Here is a 15,307-nt window from a genome sequence, read left to right as displayed (position 1 = left end):
CACCCGCGGAACCGGCTTCGCCGGGCCGCTGGGTGCGCCTCCCTTTCGCCAAAGGCGAGAGAGGGGGGAGCCGCGAAGCGGCATGGGGGGTGTCTGTCTACGTAAAATTCGAACCATGAAGCAAGCAATTCAGGTCGGCGTGGTGATGGGCTCGAACTCCGATTGGGAGACGATGCGCAACGCCGTCGAGATTCTCCAGCAATTCGGCGTCGCCCACGAAGCGCGCGTGGTCTCGGCCCACCGCATGCCCGACGAGTTGTTCGCCTACGCCGAAAGCGCCGCGCCGCGCGGGCTGGCGGCGATCATCGCCGGCGCCGGCGGCGCCGCGCACCTGCCGGGCATGCTGGCCGCCAAGACCACCGTCCCGGTGCTCGGCGTGCCGGTCGCGAGCCGCCACCTGCAGGGCGTGGATTCCCTCTACAGCATCGTGCAGATGCCCAAGGGCGTGCCGGTCGCCACCTTCGCCATCGGCAACGCCGGGGCGGCCAATGCGGCGCTCTTCGCGGTGGCAATGCTTGCGGTCGGCGATCCGGCCCTGCGCAGCCAGCTCGACGCTTTCCGCGAAAGGCAGACCCAGGCCGCGCAGGCCATGACCCTGCCCACGGGCGAGGCGGAGCCGCTGTCGCCGTTCACCCCCCAAGGCGGGGGCGCGCTGTGACGGTCATCCTCCCGGGCGCGACGCTCGGCGTGATGGGGGGCGGGCAACTCGGGCGCATGTTCGTGCATGCCGCCCAGCAGATGGGCTACTTCACCGCCGTGCTCGATCCGGACGCCGACAGTCCCGCGGGCCGGGTGAGCCACCACCACATCCACACCGATTACACCGACGTCGACGGACTCGCCCGGCTGGCCGGCCTGTCCGACGCCATCACGACCGAATTCGAGAACGTCCCCGCGCCCTCGCTCGAGAACCTTGCCGTCACGCGGCCGGTTTCCCCGGGAGCCGATGCGGTCGCGATCGCGCAGGACCGCATCCGCGAGAAGAGCCATTTCGCGCGTTGCGGCGTCGAGTGCGCGCCGTACGCGGTCATCGAGACGGCCGACCATCTCGCCGCCGTGCCTTCGGACCTGCTGCCCGGCATCCTCAAGACCGCGCGCCTCGGCTACGACGGCAAGGGCCAGCGCCGCGTCGCCACCCGCGCCGAGCTGGAGGCCGCGTGGACCGATTCCGGCGGCGTGCCCTGCGTGCTCGAAAAGCTCCTGCCGCTCGACTTCGAATGCTCCGTGATCGTCGCGCGCAGCGAGGACGGCCAGATGGTGAATTTCCCGGCGCAGCGCAACCTGCACCGCGACGGCATCCTCGCGGTCACCGAGGTCTACCCGGACAACATTCCCAAGGCGGCCGCGCAGCGCGCCATTTCCGCGGCACGGTCGATCGCCGAGGGCATTTCGTATGTCGGCGTGCTGTGCGTCGAGTTCTTCGTGCTGGCCGACGGCAAGCTGGTCGTCAACGAAATGGCGCCTCGTCCGCACAACAGCGGCCACTGGACCATGGACGCCTGCGACATGTCGCAGTTCGACCTGCAGGTGCGCACGCTCGCGGGGCTGCCGCTCAATCCGCCGCGGCAGCACAGCGCCGCGATCATGCTGAACCTGCTGGGTGACCTCTGGTTCGTCGATGGCGGCGAGGCGGTCGAGCCGCGCTGGGCCGATGTGCTCGCGCTGCCGGGCACACACCTGCACCTGTACGGCAAGACCGAGGCGCGCCGCGGACGCAAGATGGGTCACCTGAACATCACCGGCGAAAGCATCGATGCGGTCCGCAGCACCGCCGACTTCGCTGCCGCGGTGCTCGGTCTGCCGATTCCGCTGTCCGAGTGAGCGCGATGATCCGCGACGGCCAGTCCCCCGACGCCATCGAGGAGGCGGCGCGCGTCCTGGAAGCCGGAGGGCTGGTCGCGTTCCCGACCGAAACGGTCTACGGCCTCGGCGCCGATGCGGGCAGCGATGCGGCGGTCGCCGGCATCTTCGCGGCCAAGGGGCGGCCGAGCGACCACCCGCTGATCGTCCATGTGCCGGCTGGACCGCAAGGCACCGATGCGTTGTCCCGGTTCGCCCAGCCGCTGCCGCTCTTCGCGCAGAAGCTGGTCAAGGCCTTCTGGCCCGGTCCGTTGACCTTGATCGTCGCCCGCCAGCCCGGCGTGGCGAAGGCGGCTGCCGGCGGGCAGGACACCATCGGCGTGCGCTGTCCGTCGCATCCGGTGGCGCAGGCCTTGCTCTCGGCATGTGTCGAGAACGGCGTGTACGGCGTCGCGGGACCGAGCGCCAACCGCTTCGGCCGCGTGAGCCCCACGACCGCGCAGCACGTGCGCGACGAGTTCGGCGACGGGCTTCTGGTGATCGACGGCGGACCGTGCGAGGTGGGCATCGAATCCACCATCGTCGACTGCAGCCGCGGCGTGCCGGTGCTGCTGCGTCCCGGCGCGATCACCCGTGCGCAGATCGAGGCGGCCTGCGGCGAGGCGCTGCGCGACAAGGAAGCGCTCGCGCAGCCCGATCCGCGCGCCTCCGGCACGCTCGAAGCGCACTACGCGCCGAGCGCCAAGGTGCGCCTGATGGACGCCAAGGCGCTGCAGACCGGTCTCGACGTGCTCGGCGCGAATGCGGCGCACATCGCGGTGTGGTCGCGCACGGCGCTCAAGACCCGCTCCCAGCGCGTCGTCATGCGGCGCATGCCCGACGATGCCGCGGCCACGGCGCAGCAACTCTTCGCGGTGCTGCGCGCCTTCGACGCCGAAGGCGTCAAGCTGATCTGGATCGAAACCCCGCCCGACACCCACGAGTGGGAAGGCGTCCGAGACCGCCTGCAGCGCGCTTCCGCGGCATAGGATCTCCCTCGGGCTCGCGCGCTTCGTGCCGCTTTCTCGGGCGGCCGCCAGAGGCGGCTGCCTGTTTTACCGATCAGAGACCCGCTGCCAGCACGGATTGGAAGAAGCCGCGGGCCGATGCCAGGCAGAACGGCGCCACCAGCGAGCCGTGGTAGGCCTGGGACACGGCCGCAGCCTGGTCCGTCGGCGTGCCGGGCGTCGAGGCCACGAGATTCGCCTTCGCCGTGGCGAAGCCCGCGCGCGCGGACGAGAAGGCATCCGTGCGGCTGGATTCCTCCAGATCGACGACGGTCAGCGCAGCAGAGGGCATCCCGCGCGCGGTGAAGTAGCCGGCCGTCGCGCGCGTGCTCAGGAAGTTCACGGTCGGGTCGTTGGCGCCGCCGCACATCATCATCGGCCGGGTCGGCAGCCAGTTGCGCAGGTCGTTCGCCACCGCCGCCTTGCGAAAGCCGAGCAGCGGCTGGCAGTTGAGCGGCGCGCTGGTGCCGAGCGAGCCCGCGTTCGCCGGCAGCGCGTTGCCCGGGCAGGGGGTGGCCAGCAGGTCGTTGGCCGCCTGCGTCAGGTAGCTTTGCCGGATCAGGTTGTTGGGACCGTAGAAGATCGACAGCGAAGGGTCGATCGGCCCCGGGACCGCATTCGCCGGATAGAGCGCCAGCGGCGGCAGCTTGCCCTGCGCATACAGGGTGCTGATCGGCGTGTTGCTCGGCAGGAGCGTGTCGATCCCGTTGGCGTATTGCGCCTCGTAGATGTCGCCGGTAGCCGTGTAGACGTTGCCGAACTGCTTCTGCCAGCTCGTCGACAGCAGCGGCGTGAACAGCGTCGAGCCGAGCGCGGGCCAGCCGCTGAAGCTGTAGTCCGTCAGAAGGCTGATGGCCGAGGGCGCGGACAGCGGCGCCGAGGCGGTCACTGCCTGGCCGGTGGCCTGCATCTCGCGGTGCGCGGCCATCGCGACGTAGCCGCCCTGCGAGTAGCCGGTGATCAGCAGCTTGCCGGAGTCGGTCGCCGCGATCGCAGGGAAGGTCTTGCGCGCCGCGGTCAGCGCATCGACCATGTCCTTGCCCTGCTGGTCGCCGTTGAGGTAGGGGTGGTAAGGCAGCGTGGACTTGTCGTAGCCCGCGTAGTTGGGCGCGACCACGATGTAGCCCTGCGCGGCGAACATGGCCGCGATCGACAGCCCCTCGCCGGCCGCCGGCTGGGTCGAGTCCGTCATTTGCGCGAGGTTGTAGTTGCGGGCCGGCGTCGTGCCGTGCGCGTAGAGCACGACCGGACGCGGACCGCCGCAATCCGAAGCGTCGCCGTTCGGCACCATGATCGCGGCCGTCGCGTTGGTGGCCTCGCCCTGCCCGCCGACGGTCCGGTATTCGAGATAGCGCAGATCGAAGCCGCACTTGGGCGTGCCGGCGACCTGCATCAGCGACTTGCCCTGCGCGGTCGAGTTCAGCACGGTGATGACCTGGGCGGTCGAGAGCGATGCGGTTTGCGAGGGTGGCGAGGTCACCAGCGAACCGCGGCCTGTGTCCGTGGTGCTGGGCAGGAAGAAGAACCCGCCGCCGCCTCCACCACCCCCACATCCGGAAAGCATCAGCACGGTGCCTGCGAGCGTGGCGGCGGTGAGTCTCGTCATTCGCTTGTCTCCTTTGGTTGCGGGGATCGAGGGTGAGGCATTCTGGGCAGGCACCCTGGCGAGCGCAAGCGGGGCTTGCCTGCACATGCGGGGTCAGGGGCGGGTCAGTCTTGGGCGGCCCAATCGACGAGTGCGTCGAACGCGGGACGCGCTGCGAGCGCATTGGCATGGTTCGCGATGGCGATCACCACGTAGCGCCGCCCGCTCGCCGCGTGCACATAGCCGGCCACGCCCGCCGCGTCGCGCAGCGTGCCGGTCTTGAGATGCGCCGCGCCGCCTCCGCGCAGCGCGCGCTTGCGCAGTGTGCCGTCCACACCCGAAGCGGGGAGCGAGGAGACCAGTTCGGGCATCACGGGCGAGCGCCACGCGACCTGCAGCATCTTCGCGAGTTCGGCCGAGGTGATGCGCTCGTCGCGCGAGCGGCCGGAGCCGTTGTCGAGCACCGGCTGCCCCTCGCCGGTGCCGATGCGGTCGTTCCACCACTGGCGCACGGTGGCGCGCGCGGCCTCGAAGCTGCCGCGCCGCTTCTGCTGCAGGCCCAGCGTCAGGAAGAGCTGCTGCGCCATCACGTTGTTGCTGTACTTGTTGATGTCGCGGATGACCTCGGCGAGCGGCGGCGAACTCAGCTCGAACGCCGGCCGCAGTTCCGCCGGCACCTGGCCTTCGCGCACCGCCCCCTTGATGCGTCCGCCCATCTCGATCCACAGGCCGCCGATGGCGCGCGCGGCATAGCTGCGCGGATTCGAATAGGCGACGGGCCATTCCTTCTCGCCGCAGGCCGCCGGGAAGCTGCCGGTGAAGCCGATGCGCGCCGGGTCGTTGAAATCGCCGCCGAGGCTTGTGCGCCAGTCGTTGCACTCGCCCGCCGACAGCGGCACCGTCGCCTGCATGGCGACGCCGGCGAGCGGGGGCTCGTAGGTCACCTGCGCGGTCTGCGTCGCGCGGTTCGGCACGAAGGTCATCACCACCGACTTGAAATTGACGAGCAGCGCGTCCGGCACGGCGTTGTAGGGACGCAGGCCTTCGCCATCGAAGGCGAACGGATCGGTGTCGGGCACCTCGAACGCGCTGCGGTCGAGCACGATGTCGCCCTCGATGCTGCGGATGCCCATCCCCTGAACCCGCCGCAGCAGCAGCCACAGCCGCTCGATCACCAGCTTCGGGTCGCCCTGGCCGCGGATGTAGAGATTGCCCTGGAGCACGCCGCCCTGCACCGGGCCGTCCACGTAGACCGGCGTGGTCCACACGAAGGCCGGCCCCAGCAGGTCGAGCGCTGCGTAGGTGGTGACCAGCTTCATGATCGACGCCGGATTGACCTGTGCCTGCGAACGCCAGGCGAGCCGCGGCGGCCGGACCCCGTCCGCGTCGGCCACCAGCATCGTCACCGCGTCGCGCGGCACCTTGGCGCGGGCCAGCGCCGCATCGACTTCCGGCGGAAGGCTCTGTGCGCCTGCTTGCAGCGGCGCGAGGGCGGTGAGGGCAAGAACCAGTCCGAAGAGCCGGGCAAGGAGGGGGGAGATGGGGTTGGTGTTCGATGCGGCGAAAAGCATCGCCGGATTATCCCGGCCCCCTATACCAGAAACCCCGGGGAACCGGCTTTGCCGGGCGGCCGGGGTTGCCCCCGGAGAGGGGGTGTCCGAGCCGCACGAAGTGGGCGAGGCCGGGGGTGAACCGATAATCCCGGGATGTCCGCTGCCCCCCGTTTTTCCCCTCGCACCATCGGTTTGGGCGCGGCCATCGTCACGGTCCTGGTCTGGACCGCCTTCATCGTGATCGCGCGCGCCTCCGCGGGTCGTTCCCTGACGCCCTTCGACATCGCCTTCGCACGGATCTGCGGCGCCAGCCTCGTGCTGATTCCCTGGGGCGCCTGGATCGTCGCGCGCGATCGCGATCCGGCGCGCCGCTCGATGTTCGGCCTCTCGCCCGTGCCGTTGCGCCTGACCGCGATCGCGGGCATCTTCGGCGGGCTGGCGTACGCGCTCCTGGCCTACAGCGGTTTCTTCTTCGCACCGGCGACCCACGCCTCGGTGCTCCTGCCCGGCAGCCTGCCGCTGTGGACCGCGCTGCTCGCGGCCATCGTGCTGCGTGACCGCATCACGCCGGGCCGCGCGATCGGGCTGCTGCTGATCGTGCTGGGCGATCTCTTCGTGGGCGGGGGCAGCCTGCTCCATGCGCTCGACGGCGGCGTGATCTGGAAGGGCGACCTGCTCTTCATGAGCGCCGCGTTCTGCTGGGCCGCCTACAGCGTGGTGGTGCGCAAGCACAGCCTCGACGCGGTGCGCGCGACCGTCGCGATCACCGTTTTCGCCTTCGTGACCTACCTGCCGGTCTACGCGCTGCTCACGGCAGCGGGCGTGGTCACGAGCCACCTCGCCACCGCGCCGATGGGCGAGATCGCGTTCCAGATGTTTTTCCAGGGCATCGGCTCGGTGGTGATCTCGGGCATCACCTTCACGCGGATGGTCCAGTACTTCGGGCCGGTGCGCACCACCATGATCACGGCGCTGGTGCCCGGGCTGTCCGCGCTCGGTGCGGTCGTGTTCCTGGGCGAGCCGCTGCAATGGAATCTCTTCGCGGGGCTGACGCTGGTCACGGGCGGCATCCTGTTCGGGGTTCAGCGTGTCCGGACGAGCGCGGCTCCGCAGTCGCCCGTGCCGGCGCGCGCGGCAGGAGGCGGCGCCGATGCCTGACAAGCTGCTGGCCTTCGACACCAGCACCGAGACGCTCTCGATCGCGGTGCGCCACGGCGACCTGCTGCTCGAGCACACCGGCGACGGCGGCGCGCAGTCGTCGTCGACGCTGATCCCGCTGATCCAGAAGCTGCTCGGCGAGGCCGGCCTCGTGCTGCGCGAACTCGACGCGATCGCCTTCGGTCGCGGGCCGGGCTCCTTCACCGGCCTGCGCACCGCCTGCTCGGTCGCGCAGGGCCTGGCCTACGGCGCCGGACTGCGGCTGCTGCCGATCGACACGTTGCATGCGGTCGCCGAGGAAGCCCGCCATCACTTCGGCGTGGAACAGGTGGTCGCGGTGCTCGATGCGCGGATGGACCAGGTCTACACGGCCTGCTACGACCTCGGGGTCGAAGTCGTGGCCAGCGAGACGGACTTGCTGGAGCCCGAGGGCGTGGTCGTGCCCCCCGGCTGGGCGCTGGCCGGCAATGCCTTCGCCGCCTACGGCGACCGCCTGCCGCGCGCGGCCGGACGGCACACGGTGCTGCCGACGGCTGCCGCGATGCTCCGCCTTGCGCCGGCCTTGCTCGCGGCGGGCCGCGCCGTCGCGCCCGCGGACGCATGGCCTCTCTACGTTCGCGATAAAGTGGCGCAGACTACCGAGGAGCGCGCTGCCATCAAGGCGGCCGCCGCCAACCAGCCATGAGCGCAGTTCTTCTTCAGTCGCGTGAAGCCCGGCTCGAACCGATGACGGTCGAGCGCGTCCCCGCCGTCTGCGCGATCGAGCAGACGGCCTATACCCACCCGTGGACGCAGGCCAACTTCATCGATTCGCTGGCGGCGGGCTACCACTGCCAGTGCCTCGTCGGCCCGGCGGCGGAGGGCGACGCATCGGCCCCGCCGCGCGGCGCGCGCGCCTTGCTGAGCCGTGCGCTCTCGCGGCCGGCCCCCGAAACCATCATCGGCTACTTCGTCGCCATGAAGGGCGTGGATGAAGTGCATCTGCTCAACATCACCGTCGCACCCGCCTTCCAGCGGCAGGGATGGGCGCCGCTGATGCTCGAAGCGCTGGCGGGCTGGTCGCGAGGGCAGCACGCACAGTGGCTCTGGCTGGAAGTGCGCGCAAGCAACCATCGCGCGCTCGCGATCTACGAGCGCAACGGCTTTCGCCGGGTCGGCATCCGCAAGGGCTACTACCCGGCGCATGTCAATGCGCGCGAGGACGCGGTCGTCATGAGCCTGCGACTCAATGAATCCAACAGCGCCTGGGGAGGATTGGCATGACACCCCGGCATCGCGCGATGCTCGAGGAAATGGGCATCAAGCTTTTCTGGTGGCCCAAGGAACAGGCTGGCGAAGTGCGGGCCGTGGTGGCCGAGGCGCCCGCCGCGGCCCCGGTGGAGGAACCCATCCAGGCGCCGGCCGAACACGGTCCCGCGCCCGTTCGGGTGGCACGCCCGCCCGCGTCCCCGGCGCCGACAGCGCCTGCACGCACGCCGACTGCGCCGACGCACGGCGCCACCGTGCTGGCCGACGCGCCGCGGCACCTCTACGGTGGCGAGGCCATGGCAAAGGGTGGCTGGCTGGTCGTCGCCGATATGCCGCCGGAACTCGACGGACGCCACGGCGAGCCTTTCGCGAGCGACGCGGGCCGCCTGCTCGACAACATGCTGCGCGCGCTTCAGCTTCACGGCGGCGCGGCGCCGGTGCATCTCATGCGCACGCATCGGGGTGTCGCTTCGGGCCAGCAGGGCAGTCCGCGACCGCTCGGTGACGTATTCGCCGAAAGCGCCGAGGCGCTCGCGCCCGGGCTCGTGCTCGCGATGGGGCCGTTGGCGGCGCAGAGCCTGCTCCAGAGCGGCGATCCGCTCGGCAAGCTGCGCGGACGGGCACTGCCGGTCGCGATGCTGCCGGGGTTCGATGTACCCGTCGTTGCCTCCTACCACCCGGCCTATCTGCTGCGCAATCCGGCAGACAAGGCGCGGGCCTGGGCCGACCTCTGCCTCGCTGCAGAAGAGTTCTCCCGGGGCGCTCACTAAAATCTGCCCCATGACCTTCCTGGACAAGCTGCGCGCCGCCGAGCGCCAGAACGGCTCGCTGCTGTGCGTCGGGCTCGACCCCGAGCCGACGAAATTCCCCGCCCAACTCAAGGGTGACGCCAGCAAGATCTACGACTTCTGCGCCCGCATCGTCGACGCGACCGCCGACCTGGTCATCGCGTTCAAGCCGCAGATCGCCTACTTCGCCGCCCATCGCGCCGAAGACCAGCTCGAAAGGCTCATGGAGCACATGCGCCGCAACGCGCCGCAGGTGCCGACCATCCTCGACGCCAAGCGCGGCGACATCGGGTCCACCGCCGAGCAGTACGCGCGCGAAGCCTTCGAGCGCTACGGCGCCGATGCGGTCACGCTGTCGCCCTTCATGGGCTTCGATTCGGTCGAGCCCTACCTGCGCTTCGAAGGCAAGGGCGCCTTCCTGCTGTGCCGCACCAGCAATCCCGGCGGCTCCGATCTGCAGGGGCAGCGCCTCGCCGGGTTACCGGGCGAGCCTTTCCTGTACGAGCATGTCGCGAAGCTGGCGCAGGGGCCGTGGAACCTCAACGGCCAGCTCGGGCTGGTGGTCGGCGCGACCTATCCCAACGAGATCGAGCGCGTGCGCGCGCTGGCTCCGACCGTGCCGCTCTTGATTCCGGGCGTCGGCGCGCAGGGCGGCGATGCGGTGGCGACCGTGCGTGCCGGGTGGCGCGCCGACGCGCCGATCGTGGTCAATTCATCGCGCGCGATCTGCTACGCCTCCGCAGGCGACGACTTTGCCGAAGCCGCGCGCCGCGAGGCCACGCGCACCCGCGACGCCCTCGAAGCTGCCAAGGCCTGAAGCGACATTCCGCGTCATCTCGCAAGCGGCCTGTTGCGCCGGCGTGACGAAAAAAGTCACGTTTATTGACGTTTGTAGACCTTAACGCCTCACTCCGGCGACGGCGGCACGTGCTCGTCGGCCGGCACGGCACTTGCCTCGCAGAGCCCGGCGCCGGAGCGCCGAGGAGTGAGGAATCCCATGGTGGAAGACATCGCAACCGGTCGCGCCGAGGCGACCGAGGCGTCGGTGCGCGTGAATGAAGCATCCGCGGCGGGCCAGTCGCCTCTCCAGTACAACCCCTTGCCCGTGGCGACCGCCCTGGCCGCCGCCGCTGCACTTGCCGCCTGTGGCGGTGGAGGCGGGGGTGGTGGCGGGTTCGCATTGACCGCCGCGAGCGGCTCCGGCACGCAGGCTGGATCGCTCTCCTCGCTGGCATCGACATCCACCGGGCAGACCTACGTCTACACCCAGGCCAAGAGCGACGACGAGGCCGCACGCTTTCTGCTGCAGGCGCAGTTCTCGGCATCCGACGCGGAGATCGCGGCGGTGCGCAGCAAGGGCTACCTGCCGTGGCTCGGCGAACAGGTCGACCGCGAAGCGACACAGACCGGCTGGGACTGGATCGCGAGCAAGCCCTACAACACCGTCAACGTCGACGACATGATCTGGAACCAGCTCATGACCGCGCCGGACGGCTTCCGCAAGCGCGCGGCATTGGCGCTCTCCGAGATCTTCGTGGTCTCGGCCACCGACATCGGTTCCAGCTGGCCCGACCCCATGATGGCCCAGTACTGGGACACGCTGGTGCGCGGCGCGACGGGCAACTTCCGGCAGCTGCTGGAGGACGTGACCCTCAACCCCGCGATGGGCTACTACCTCAACACCAAAGGCAACCAGAAGGAGAACGCCCAGGGCCGCCAGCCCGACGAGAACTATGCGCGAGAGGTCATGCAGCTGATGACCATCGGGCTCTACCAGCTCAATGCCGACGGCACGCTGCGGACCGGCGCCGACGGCGCGCCGCTCGACACCTACACGCTCGACGATGTCACGAACCTCGCGCGCGTCTTCACCGGCTACGACATCGACATCCGCAGCGACGAGAAGAGCGGCACCGCCGGCGCCTTCACGCCGCCGGGGGCCAGCTACACCATCGAGGGCAACGGCTGGACGACGCGGCCGATGGCGCTCGTCGCGTCGCGCCATTCGACGCTCGAAGCGAAGTTCCTCGGCGCCACGGTGCCCGGGGGCACCGACGGCAAGGCCGCGCTCAAGATCGCGCTCGACACGCTCTTCAATCATCCGAACGTCGGGCCCTTCATCTGCAAGCAGCTCATCCAGCGGATGGTGACCAGCAACCCGAGCCCGGACTACGTGAAGCGCGTGTCCGATGTCTTCGCCAACAACGGCGCGCGTGTGCGCGGCGACATGAAGAGCGTGTTCGCGGCCGTGGTGCTCGACAACGAGGCGCGCAGCCCGGCGGGACTCGGCGACCCGAACTTCGGGCGCCTGCGCGAGCCGATGCTGCGCTTCGTGCAATGGGCGCGCACCTTCGGCGCGGCATCGACCACCGGCAACTGGAAGATCGGCAATCTCTCGCGGCCCAACGACCAACTCGGCCAGAGCCCGCTGCGCTCGCCCTCGGTCTTCAACTTCTTCCGGCCGGGCTACGTGCCGCCTTCGACCGCGATCGCGAACGGGAAGATGGTTGCGCCCGAGTTCCAGCTGGTGAACGAGACCAGCGTCGGCGGCTACGTCAACTACATGCAGGGCGCGCTGCAGAAGACGACCAAGGACGTCAACGTCGCCTACGCGAGCGAGCTCGCGCTGGTGCTCGATCCGGGCGCGCTGGTGCGGCGGCTCAACCTGCTGCTCGCGGCCAACCAGCTGCCGGCCTCGACCGTGGCGCTGATCACCAGTGCGCTCAACACGCCCGCGGTGAGCGCGTCGAGCACGGACGCGGTCAAGCTCAATCGCGTCTACGCGGCGGTGCTGATGGTGATGGCCTCGCCTTCCTACCTGATCCAGAAATAAGGGAGCGCGCGATGTACCTGATCGATCCTGCCGCCCATTCCCGGCGCGCCTTCCTGCGCCGCGCGGGCCATCTTGCGATGGCGGGCACCGCGATGCCGTTCGCGCTCAACCTCGCCGCCATGGGCGAGGCCGCCGCGCAGGCGGCGCCGTCCGACGACTACAAGGCGCTGGTCTGCGTCTTTCTCTTCGGTGGCAACGACTACGCGAACACCGTCGTCACCTACGACGACGCGAGCTACAACGCCTACAGCGCCATCCGCGTGCCGCAGGCCGCCGGGGGCATCGCGATCGCCAGGGAGGCTCTGCTGCCCACGCTGCTCGCACCGACCACGGCGCTGGCCGATGGCCGCCAGTACGCGCTGCATCCGGCGATGACCGCGCTGGCCGACCTGTTCAACACCGGCGGCAAGCTGGCGGTACAGCTCAACGTCGGGCCGCTCGTGGTGCCGCTCACTCGCGCGCAGTACAACAACAGCAACAAGAAGCTCTGTCCGCAGCCGCCCAAGCTCTTCTCGCACAACGACCAGCAGTCGATCTGGCAGTCGTCCTCGCCCGAAGGCTCGACCGTCGGCTGGGGCGGCAACATCGGGGATCTCGCGCTGTCGCAGAACGGCAATTCGCTCTTCACCTGCGTGTCGGTGTCGGGCAACGCGGTGTTCCTCTCGGGCGACACCGCGCTGCAATACCAGGTGAGCACCAGCGGCGCGGTCGGCATCAACAGCGTGAAGAACAGCACCGTGTACGGCTCGGCCACGGTCAAGTCCGCGATGGCGCAACTGCTGCAGGAGGCGCGCTCGCATGCGCTGGAGAACGAATACAACCGCGTGACCAGGCGCGCGGTCGAAGCCGAAACCACGGTGACCGCGGCGATCCAGCCGGCGACGTTCACGACCGACACCTTCTTCGTGACCAACGCCGACGGCAGCAAGTCCGCCAACAACACGGGCCTCGCGAACCAGCTCAAGATGGTGGCGCGCATGATCCGCGGCCGGCTCTCGCTGGGCGTGAAGCGCCAGGTGTTCTTCGTCTCGATGGGCGGTTTCGACCTGCACGACAACCTCATCGCCAACCAGCCCGGGCTGCTCAAGCAGCTCAGCGACGCGGTGGCCAACTTCCACGCGCAGATGGAAGCGCAGGGCCTCGCCGACAAGGTGACCACCTTCACCGCCTCCGACTTCGGCCGCACCCTCGCGAGCAACGGCGACGGCTCGGACCACGGCTGGGGCAGCCATCACTTCGTCGTCGGCGGGGCGGTCAAGGGCAAGCAGTTCTACGGCACACCGCAGGTGGTGAGCATCAACAACGACCCGAAGCTGGCGGGCTACGAAGGCCATGTGGGGCAAGGTCGATTGATCCCGACCACCTCGGTGGACCAGTACGGCGCGACGCTGGCCAGGTGGTTCGGCGTGCCCGATGCCGACCTGCCGGGGATCCTGCCGAACCTGAAGAACTTCGGCGGCAACGTCAATGGCATCGACTGGCCGAAGGATGTCGGCTTCATGAGTTGAGACGCGTGGAGTAATCTGCGGGGCCGTCCGCAATCGGCCGGGCAGATAAAAGGAGACACGCGATGAAATACCAGGGCAGCTGCCACTGCGGCCGCATCGCCTTCGAGGTCGAAGGCCAGATCGACAACGCGCTGGCTTGCAACTGTTCGATCTGCCGGCGCAAGGGATCGCTCCTGTGGTTCGTGCCGCGCAGCCAGATGACGATCACCACACCGGTCGACGACAACGTGGGCGTGTACCTGTTCAACAAGCACGTCATCCGTCACATCTTCTGCAAGACCTGCGGTATCCACACGCACGGCGAGGCGCCGGACCCGAAGGGCAATCCGGTGGCCGCGATCAACATCCGCTGCATCGACGGCATCGAGCTCGACAAGGTGCCGGTGACGCACTACGACGGGCGATCGAAGTGAGCGCTGCTGCCGACGCCTTTCCCGCGGACGGCGGATGCACCTGCCGCGCGGTGCGCTATCGCATGAAGACGCGGCCGCTGTTCGTCAACTGCTGCCACTGCCGCTGGTGCCAGCGCGAGACCGGCACGGCGTTCGCGCTCAACGCGATGATCGAAAGCGACCGCGTCGAGCTGCTGCAGGGCGAGGTCGAACTGGTCGATACGCCATCGCAGAGCGGCAAGGGCCAGAAGATCGCGCGCTGCACGCACTGCCGCGTCGCGCTCTGGAGCCACTACGCAGGCGCGGGCGAGGCGGTGAAGTTCATGCGCGTCGGCACGCTCGACAACCCGGACCTGCTGCCGCCGGACATCCATATCTTCACCTGCTCCAAACAGCCGTGGGTCGTGCTGCCGCCCGACATGCCGGCGGTCGACGAGTACTACAGCCGCTCGCAGTACTGGCCGCCCGAGAGCATCGAGCGGATCAAGGCCTTGAAGAAATAGCCCCCAGCCGCTCCGACACCTGGTCCGCGCAGGCCTTGAGCGCGAGTGCGATATCGCCGTCCCAGCGGGTATCGAAGACCGCCGCCGGCCCGATGGCGGTTACCGCGAGCACGATCGCGCCGGTGTGATCGAAGACGGGCGCCGACATCGCGCTCACGCCCGGCAGGATCTCGCCCTCGGAGCGGCTCAGGCCGCGCTTGCGCACTTCGTGCAGTTGCGCCTCGAAGTCCTTCCAGCTCGGCAGCGGCTGCACCGGCGGCATGCCGCGCTGGCGCGGTTCGGCGGCGCCTTTGTGTTCGCGCAGGCGCTCTTCCTCCAGCAGGCGCTGGACCACGGCCGAATCCAGGTACGCGCCGAACAGCCGCCCGGAAGCGGTGTTGGTCAGCGAGAACACCGTGCCGTGCCGCATGTTCACGTGCAGCGGCGCGGGCGATTCCGCGAGGCGGACGATGGTCGCGCCCCGGTCGCCCCACACCGCGATCGCCACGGTCTGCCCGATCTGCTGCGCGAGTTCGGTGATCAGCGGCGTGGCGACATGCACCGGATTCGCCTGCTGCAGGCTGATCAACCCCAGTTGCAACGCGAGCGGTCCAAGCAGATAGTGGCCGCTGGTGCGGTCCTGCTCGATCAACCCGAGGCGGCCGAAGCTGACCATGTACGGATGCGCCTTGGCAGGGGACATCTCGGCCTCGCGCGCGAGATCCTTCAGCGCCATCGGCCGGCCGTGGTGGACCAGGGCGCGCAGCAGTTGGCCTCCTACCTCGATGCTCTGGATGCCGCGCTGGGCGCGATCGCTGTCGGTGCTCATGGGCTGTGCCCCTTGTTTGATCATGGAGAAAGCATTAGACATTAACTGATCATCCGAATACACTCCGCCGATTCGTTCCCTGCAA

General features: G+C 69.3%; 15 protein-coding genes. 12 read left to right on the top strand and 3 right to left on the bottom strand.

Annotated features, from left to right (window positions below; all coding sequences use genetic code 11):
• Positions 1-115: 115 nt before the first annotated feature.
• Genes purE through WKW77_RS12685 form a run of 3 tightly spaced genes read left to right on the top strand, consistent with a single transcriptional unit; the run spans position 116 to position 2,828 of the window.
• Complete coding sequence (gene purE / locus WKW77_RS12695) at positions 116-658, top strand: 5-(carboxyamino)imidazole ribonucleotide mutase (protein WP_340357206.1); 543 nt, start codon at positions 116-118, stop codon at positions 656-658.
• Between the two features lie 32 nt (positions 659-690).
• Complete coding sequence (locus WKW77_RS12690; RefSeq protein WP_340357564.1) at positions 691-1,821, top strand: 5-(carboxyamino)imidazole ribonucleotide synthase; 1,131 nt, start codon at positions 691-693, stop codon at positions 1,819-1,821.
• Between the two features lie 5 nt (positions 1,822-1,826).
• Positions 1,827-2,828: an L-threonylcarbamoyladenylate synthase gene (locus WKW77_RS12685; RefSeq protein ID WP_340357563.1), complete on the top strand. Its 1,002-nt coding sequence runs from the start codon at positions 1,827-1,829 to the stop codon at positions 2,826-2,828.
• 73 nt (positions 2,829-2,901) lie between these two features.
• Here WKW77_RS12685 and WKW77_RS12680 read toward each other — a convergent pair whose 3' ends face one another.
• Positions 2,902-4,452 carry an alpha/beta hydrolase family protein gene (locus WKW77_RS12680; RefSeq protein ID WP_340357205.1) on the bottom strand — a complete coding sequence of 517 codons (1,551 nt, stop codon included), beginning with the start codon at positions 4,450-4,452 and terminating at the stop codon, positions 2,902-2,904.
• A gap of 104 nt (positions 4,453-4,556) precedes the next feature.
• On the bottom strand, positions 4,557-6,002 hold the full coding sequence (dacB, locus tag WKW77_RS12675) for a D-alanyl-D-alanine carboxypeptidase/D-alanyl-D-alanine endopeptidase (protein ID WP_340357204.1): 1,446 nt from the start codon (positions 6,000-6,002) through the stop codon (positions 4,557-4,559).
• Positions 6,003-6,137: 135 nt separating this feature from the next.
• On the opposite strand from dacB, the gene WKW77_RS12670 reads away from it, so the two are divergent.
• The 9 genes from WKW77_RS12670 to WKW77_RS12630 all read left to right on the top strand — a co-directional run bounded on the left by WKW77_RS12670 (position 6,138) and on the right by WKW77_RS12630 (position 14,414).
• Positions 6,138-7,142, top strand: coding sequence for a DMT family transporter (locus tag WKW77_RS12670; RefSeq protein WP_340357203.1), 1,005 nt, complete (start codon positions 6,138-6,140; stop codon positions 7,140-7,142).
• Positions 7,135-7,827, top strand: coding sequence for a tRNA (adenosine(37)-N6)-threonylcarbamoyltransferase complex dimerization subunit type 1 TsaB (gene tsaB, locus WKW77_RS12665; RefSeq protein ID WP_340357202.1), 693 nt, complete (start codon positions 7,135-7,137; stop codon positions 7,825-7,827). The genes WKW77_RS12670 and tsaB overlap by 8 nt, the downstream gene beginning before the upstream one ends.
• On the top strand, positions 7,824-8,405 hold the full coding sequence (locus tag WKW77_RS12660) for a GNAT family N-acetyltransferase (RefSeq protein ID WP_340357201.1): 582 nt from the start codon (positions 7,824-7,826) through the stop codon (positions 8,403-8,405). Before tsaB ends, WKW77_RS12660 begins: the two co-directional genes overlap by 4 nt.
• Positions 8,402-9,160, top strand: a complete 759-nt coding sequence (locus WKW77_RS12655; RefSeq protein WP_340357200.1) for a uracil-DNA glycosylase family protein — start codon at positions 8,402-8,404, stop codon at positions 9,158-9,160. The genes WKW77_RS12660 and WKW77_RS12655 overlap by 4 nt, the downstream gene beginning before the upstream one ends.
• Positions 9,161-9,170: 10 nt before the next feature.
• A complete protein-coding gene (pyrF, locus tag WKW77_RS12650; RefSeq protein WP_340357199.1) occupies positions 9,171-9,995 on the top strand; it encodes an orotidine-5'-phosphate decarboxylase in 825 nt (274 codons plus the stop codon).
• A 180-nt stretch (positions 9,996-10,175) separates the two neighbouring features.
• Positions 10,176-12,011 (top strand): DUF1800 domain-containing protein, encoded by a 1,836-nt coding sequence (locus WKW77_RS12645; protein ID WP_422823182.1) that lies wholly within the window; start codon positions 10,176-10,178, stop codon positions 12,009-12,011.
• Positions 12,012-12,022: 11 nt separating this feature from the next.
• Positions 12,023-13,519 carry a DUF1501 domain-containing protein gene (locus WKW77_RS12640; RefSeq protein ID WP_340357197.1) on the top strand — a complete coding sequence of 499 codons (1,497 nt, stop codon included), beginning with the start codon at positions 12,023-12,025 and terminating at the stop codon, positions 13,517-13,519.
• A 62-nt stretch (positions 13,520-13,581) separates the two neighbouring features.
• Positions 13,582-13,932, top strand: a complete 351-nt coding sequence (locus WKW77_RS12635; protein WP_340357196.1) for a GFA family protein — start codon at positions 13,582-13,584, stop codon at positions 13,930-13,932.
• Positions 13,929-14,414, top strand: a complete 486-nt coding sequence (locus WKW77_RS12630; protein ID WP_479694169.1) for a GFA family protein — start codon at positions 13,929-13,931, stop codon at positions 14,412-14,414. Before WKW77_RS12635 ends, WKW77_RS12630 begins: the two co-directional genes overlap by 4 nt.
• On the opposite strand, the gene WKW77_RS12625 is transcribed toward WKW77_RS12630, so the two are convergent.
• Complete coding sequence (locus WKW77_RS12625) at positions 14,395-15,222, bottom strand: IclR family transcriptional regulator (RefSeq protein ID WP_340357195.1); 828 nt, start codon at positions 15,220-15,222, stop codon at positions 14,395-14,397. The genes WKW77_RS12630 and WKW77_RS12625 overlap by 20 nt on opposite strands.
• Between the last annotated feature and the right edge of the window lie 85 nt (positions 15,223-15,307).

Source organism: Variovorax ureilyticus, from assembly GCF_037889935.1.
GTDB lineage: Bacteria > Pseudomonadota > Gammaproteobacteria > Burkholderiales > Burkholderiaceae_C > Variovorax > Variovorax ureilyticus.
This window is presented reverse-complemented; position numbering and strand designations above follow the sequence as displayed.

Bases quoted from the DNA above. Each gene is read 5' to 3' on its own strand.
- WKW77_RS12645 (WP_422823182.1), top strand. From the start codon at position 10,176: ATGGTGGAAGACATCGCAACCGGTCGCGCCGAGGCGACCGAGGCGTCG.
- WKW77_RS12625 (WP_340357195.1), bottom strand. From the start codon at position 15,222: ATGAGCACCGACAGCGATCGCGCCCAGCGCGGCATCCAGAGCATCGAG.
- WKW77_RS12670 (WP_340357203.1), top strand. From the start codon at position 6,138: ATGTCCGCTGCCCCCCGTTTTTCCCCTCGCACCATCGGTTTGGGCGCG.
- purE (WP_340357206.1), top strand. From the start codon at position 116: ATGAAGCAAGCAATTCAGGTCGGCGTGGTGATGGGCTCGAACTCCGAT.
- WKW77_RS12660 (WP_340357201.1), top strand. From the start codon at position 7,824: ATGAGCGCAGTTCTTCTTCAGTCGCGTGAAGCCCGGCTCGAACCGATG.
- WKW77_RS12690 (WP_340357564.1), top strand. From the start codon at position 691: ATGGGGGGCGGGCAACTCGGGCGCATGTTCGTGCATGCCGCCCAGCAG.
- WKW77_RS12685 (WP_340357563.1), top strand. From the start codon at position 1,827: ATGATCCGCGACGGCCAGTCCCCCGACGCCATCGAGGAGGCGGCGCGC.
- dacB (WP_340357204.1), bottom strand. From the start codon at position 6,002: ATGCTTTTCGCCGCATCGAACACCAACCCCATCTCCCCCCTCCTTGCC.
- WKW77_RS12635 (WP_340357196.1), top strand. From the start codon at position 13,582: ATGAAATACCAGGGCAGCTGCCACTGCGGCCGCATCGCCTTCGAGGTC.
- tsaB (WP_340357202.1), top strand. From the start codon at position 7,135: ATGCCTGACAAGCTGCTGGCCTTCGACACCAGCACCGAGACGCTCTCG.
- WKW77_RS12640 (WP_340357197.1), top strand. From the start codon at position 12,023: ATGTACCTGATCGATCCTGCCGCCCATTCCCGGCGCGCCTTCCTGCGC.
- WKW77_RS12655 (WP_340357200.1), top strand. From the start codon at position 8,402: ATGACACCCCGGCATCGCGCGATGCTCGAGGAAATGGGCATCAAGCTT.
- pyrF (WP_340357199.1), top strand. From the start codon at position 9,171: ATGACCTTCCTGGACAAGCTGCGCGCCGCCGAGCGCCAGAACGGCTCG.
- WKW77_RS12680 (WP_340357205.1), bottom strand. From the start codon at position 4,452: ATGACGAGACTCACCGCCGCCACGCTCGCAGGCACCGTGCTGATGCTT.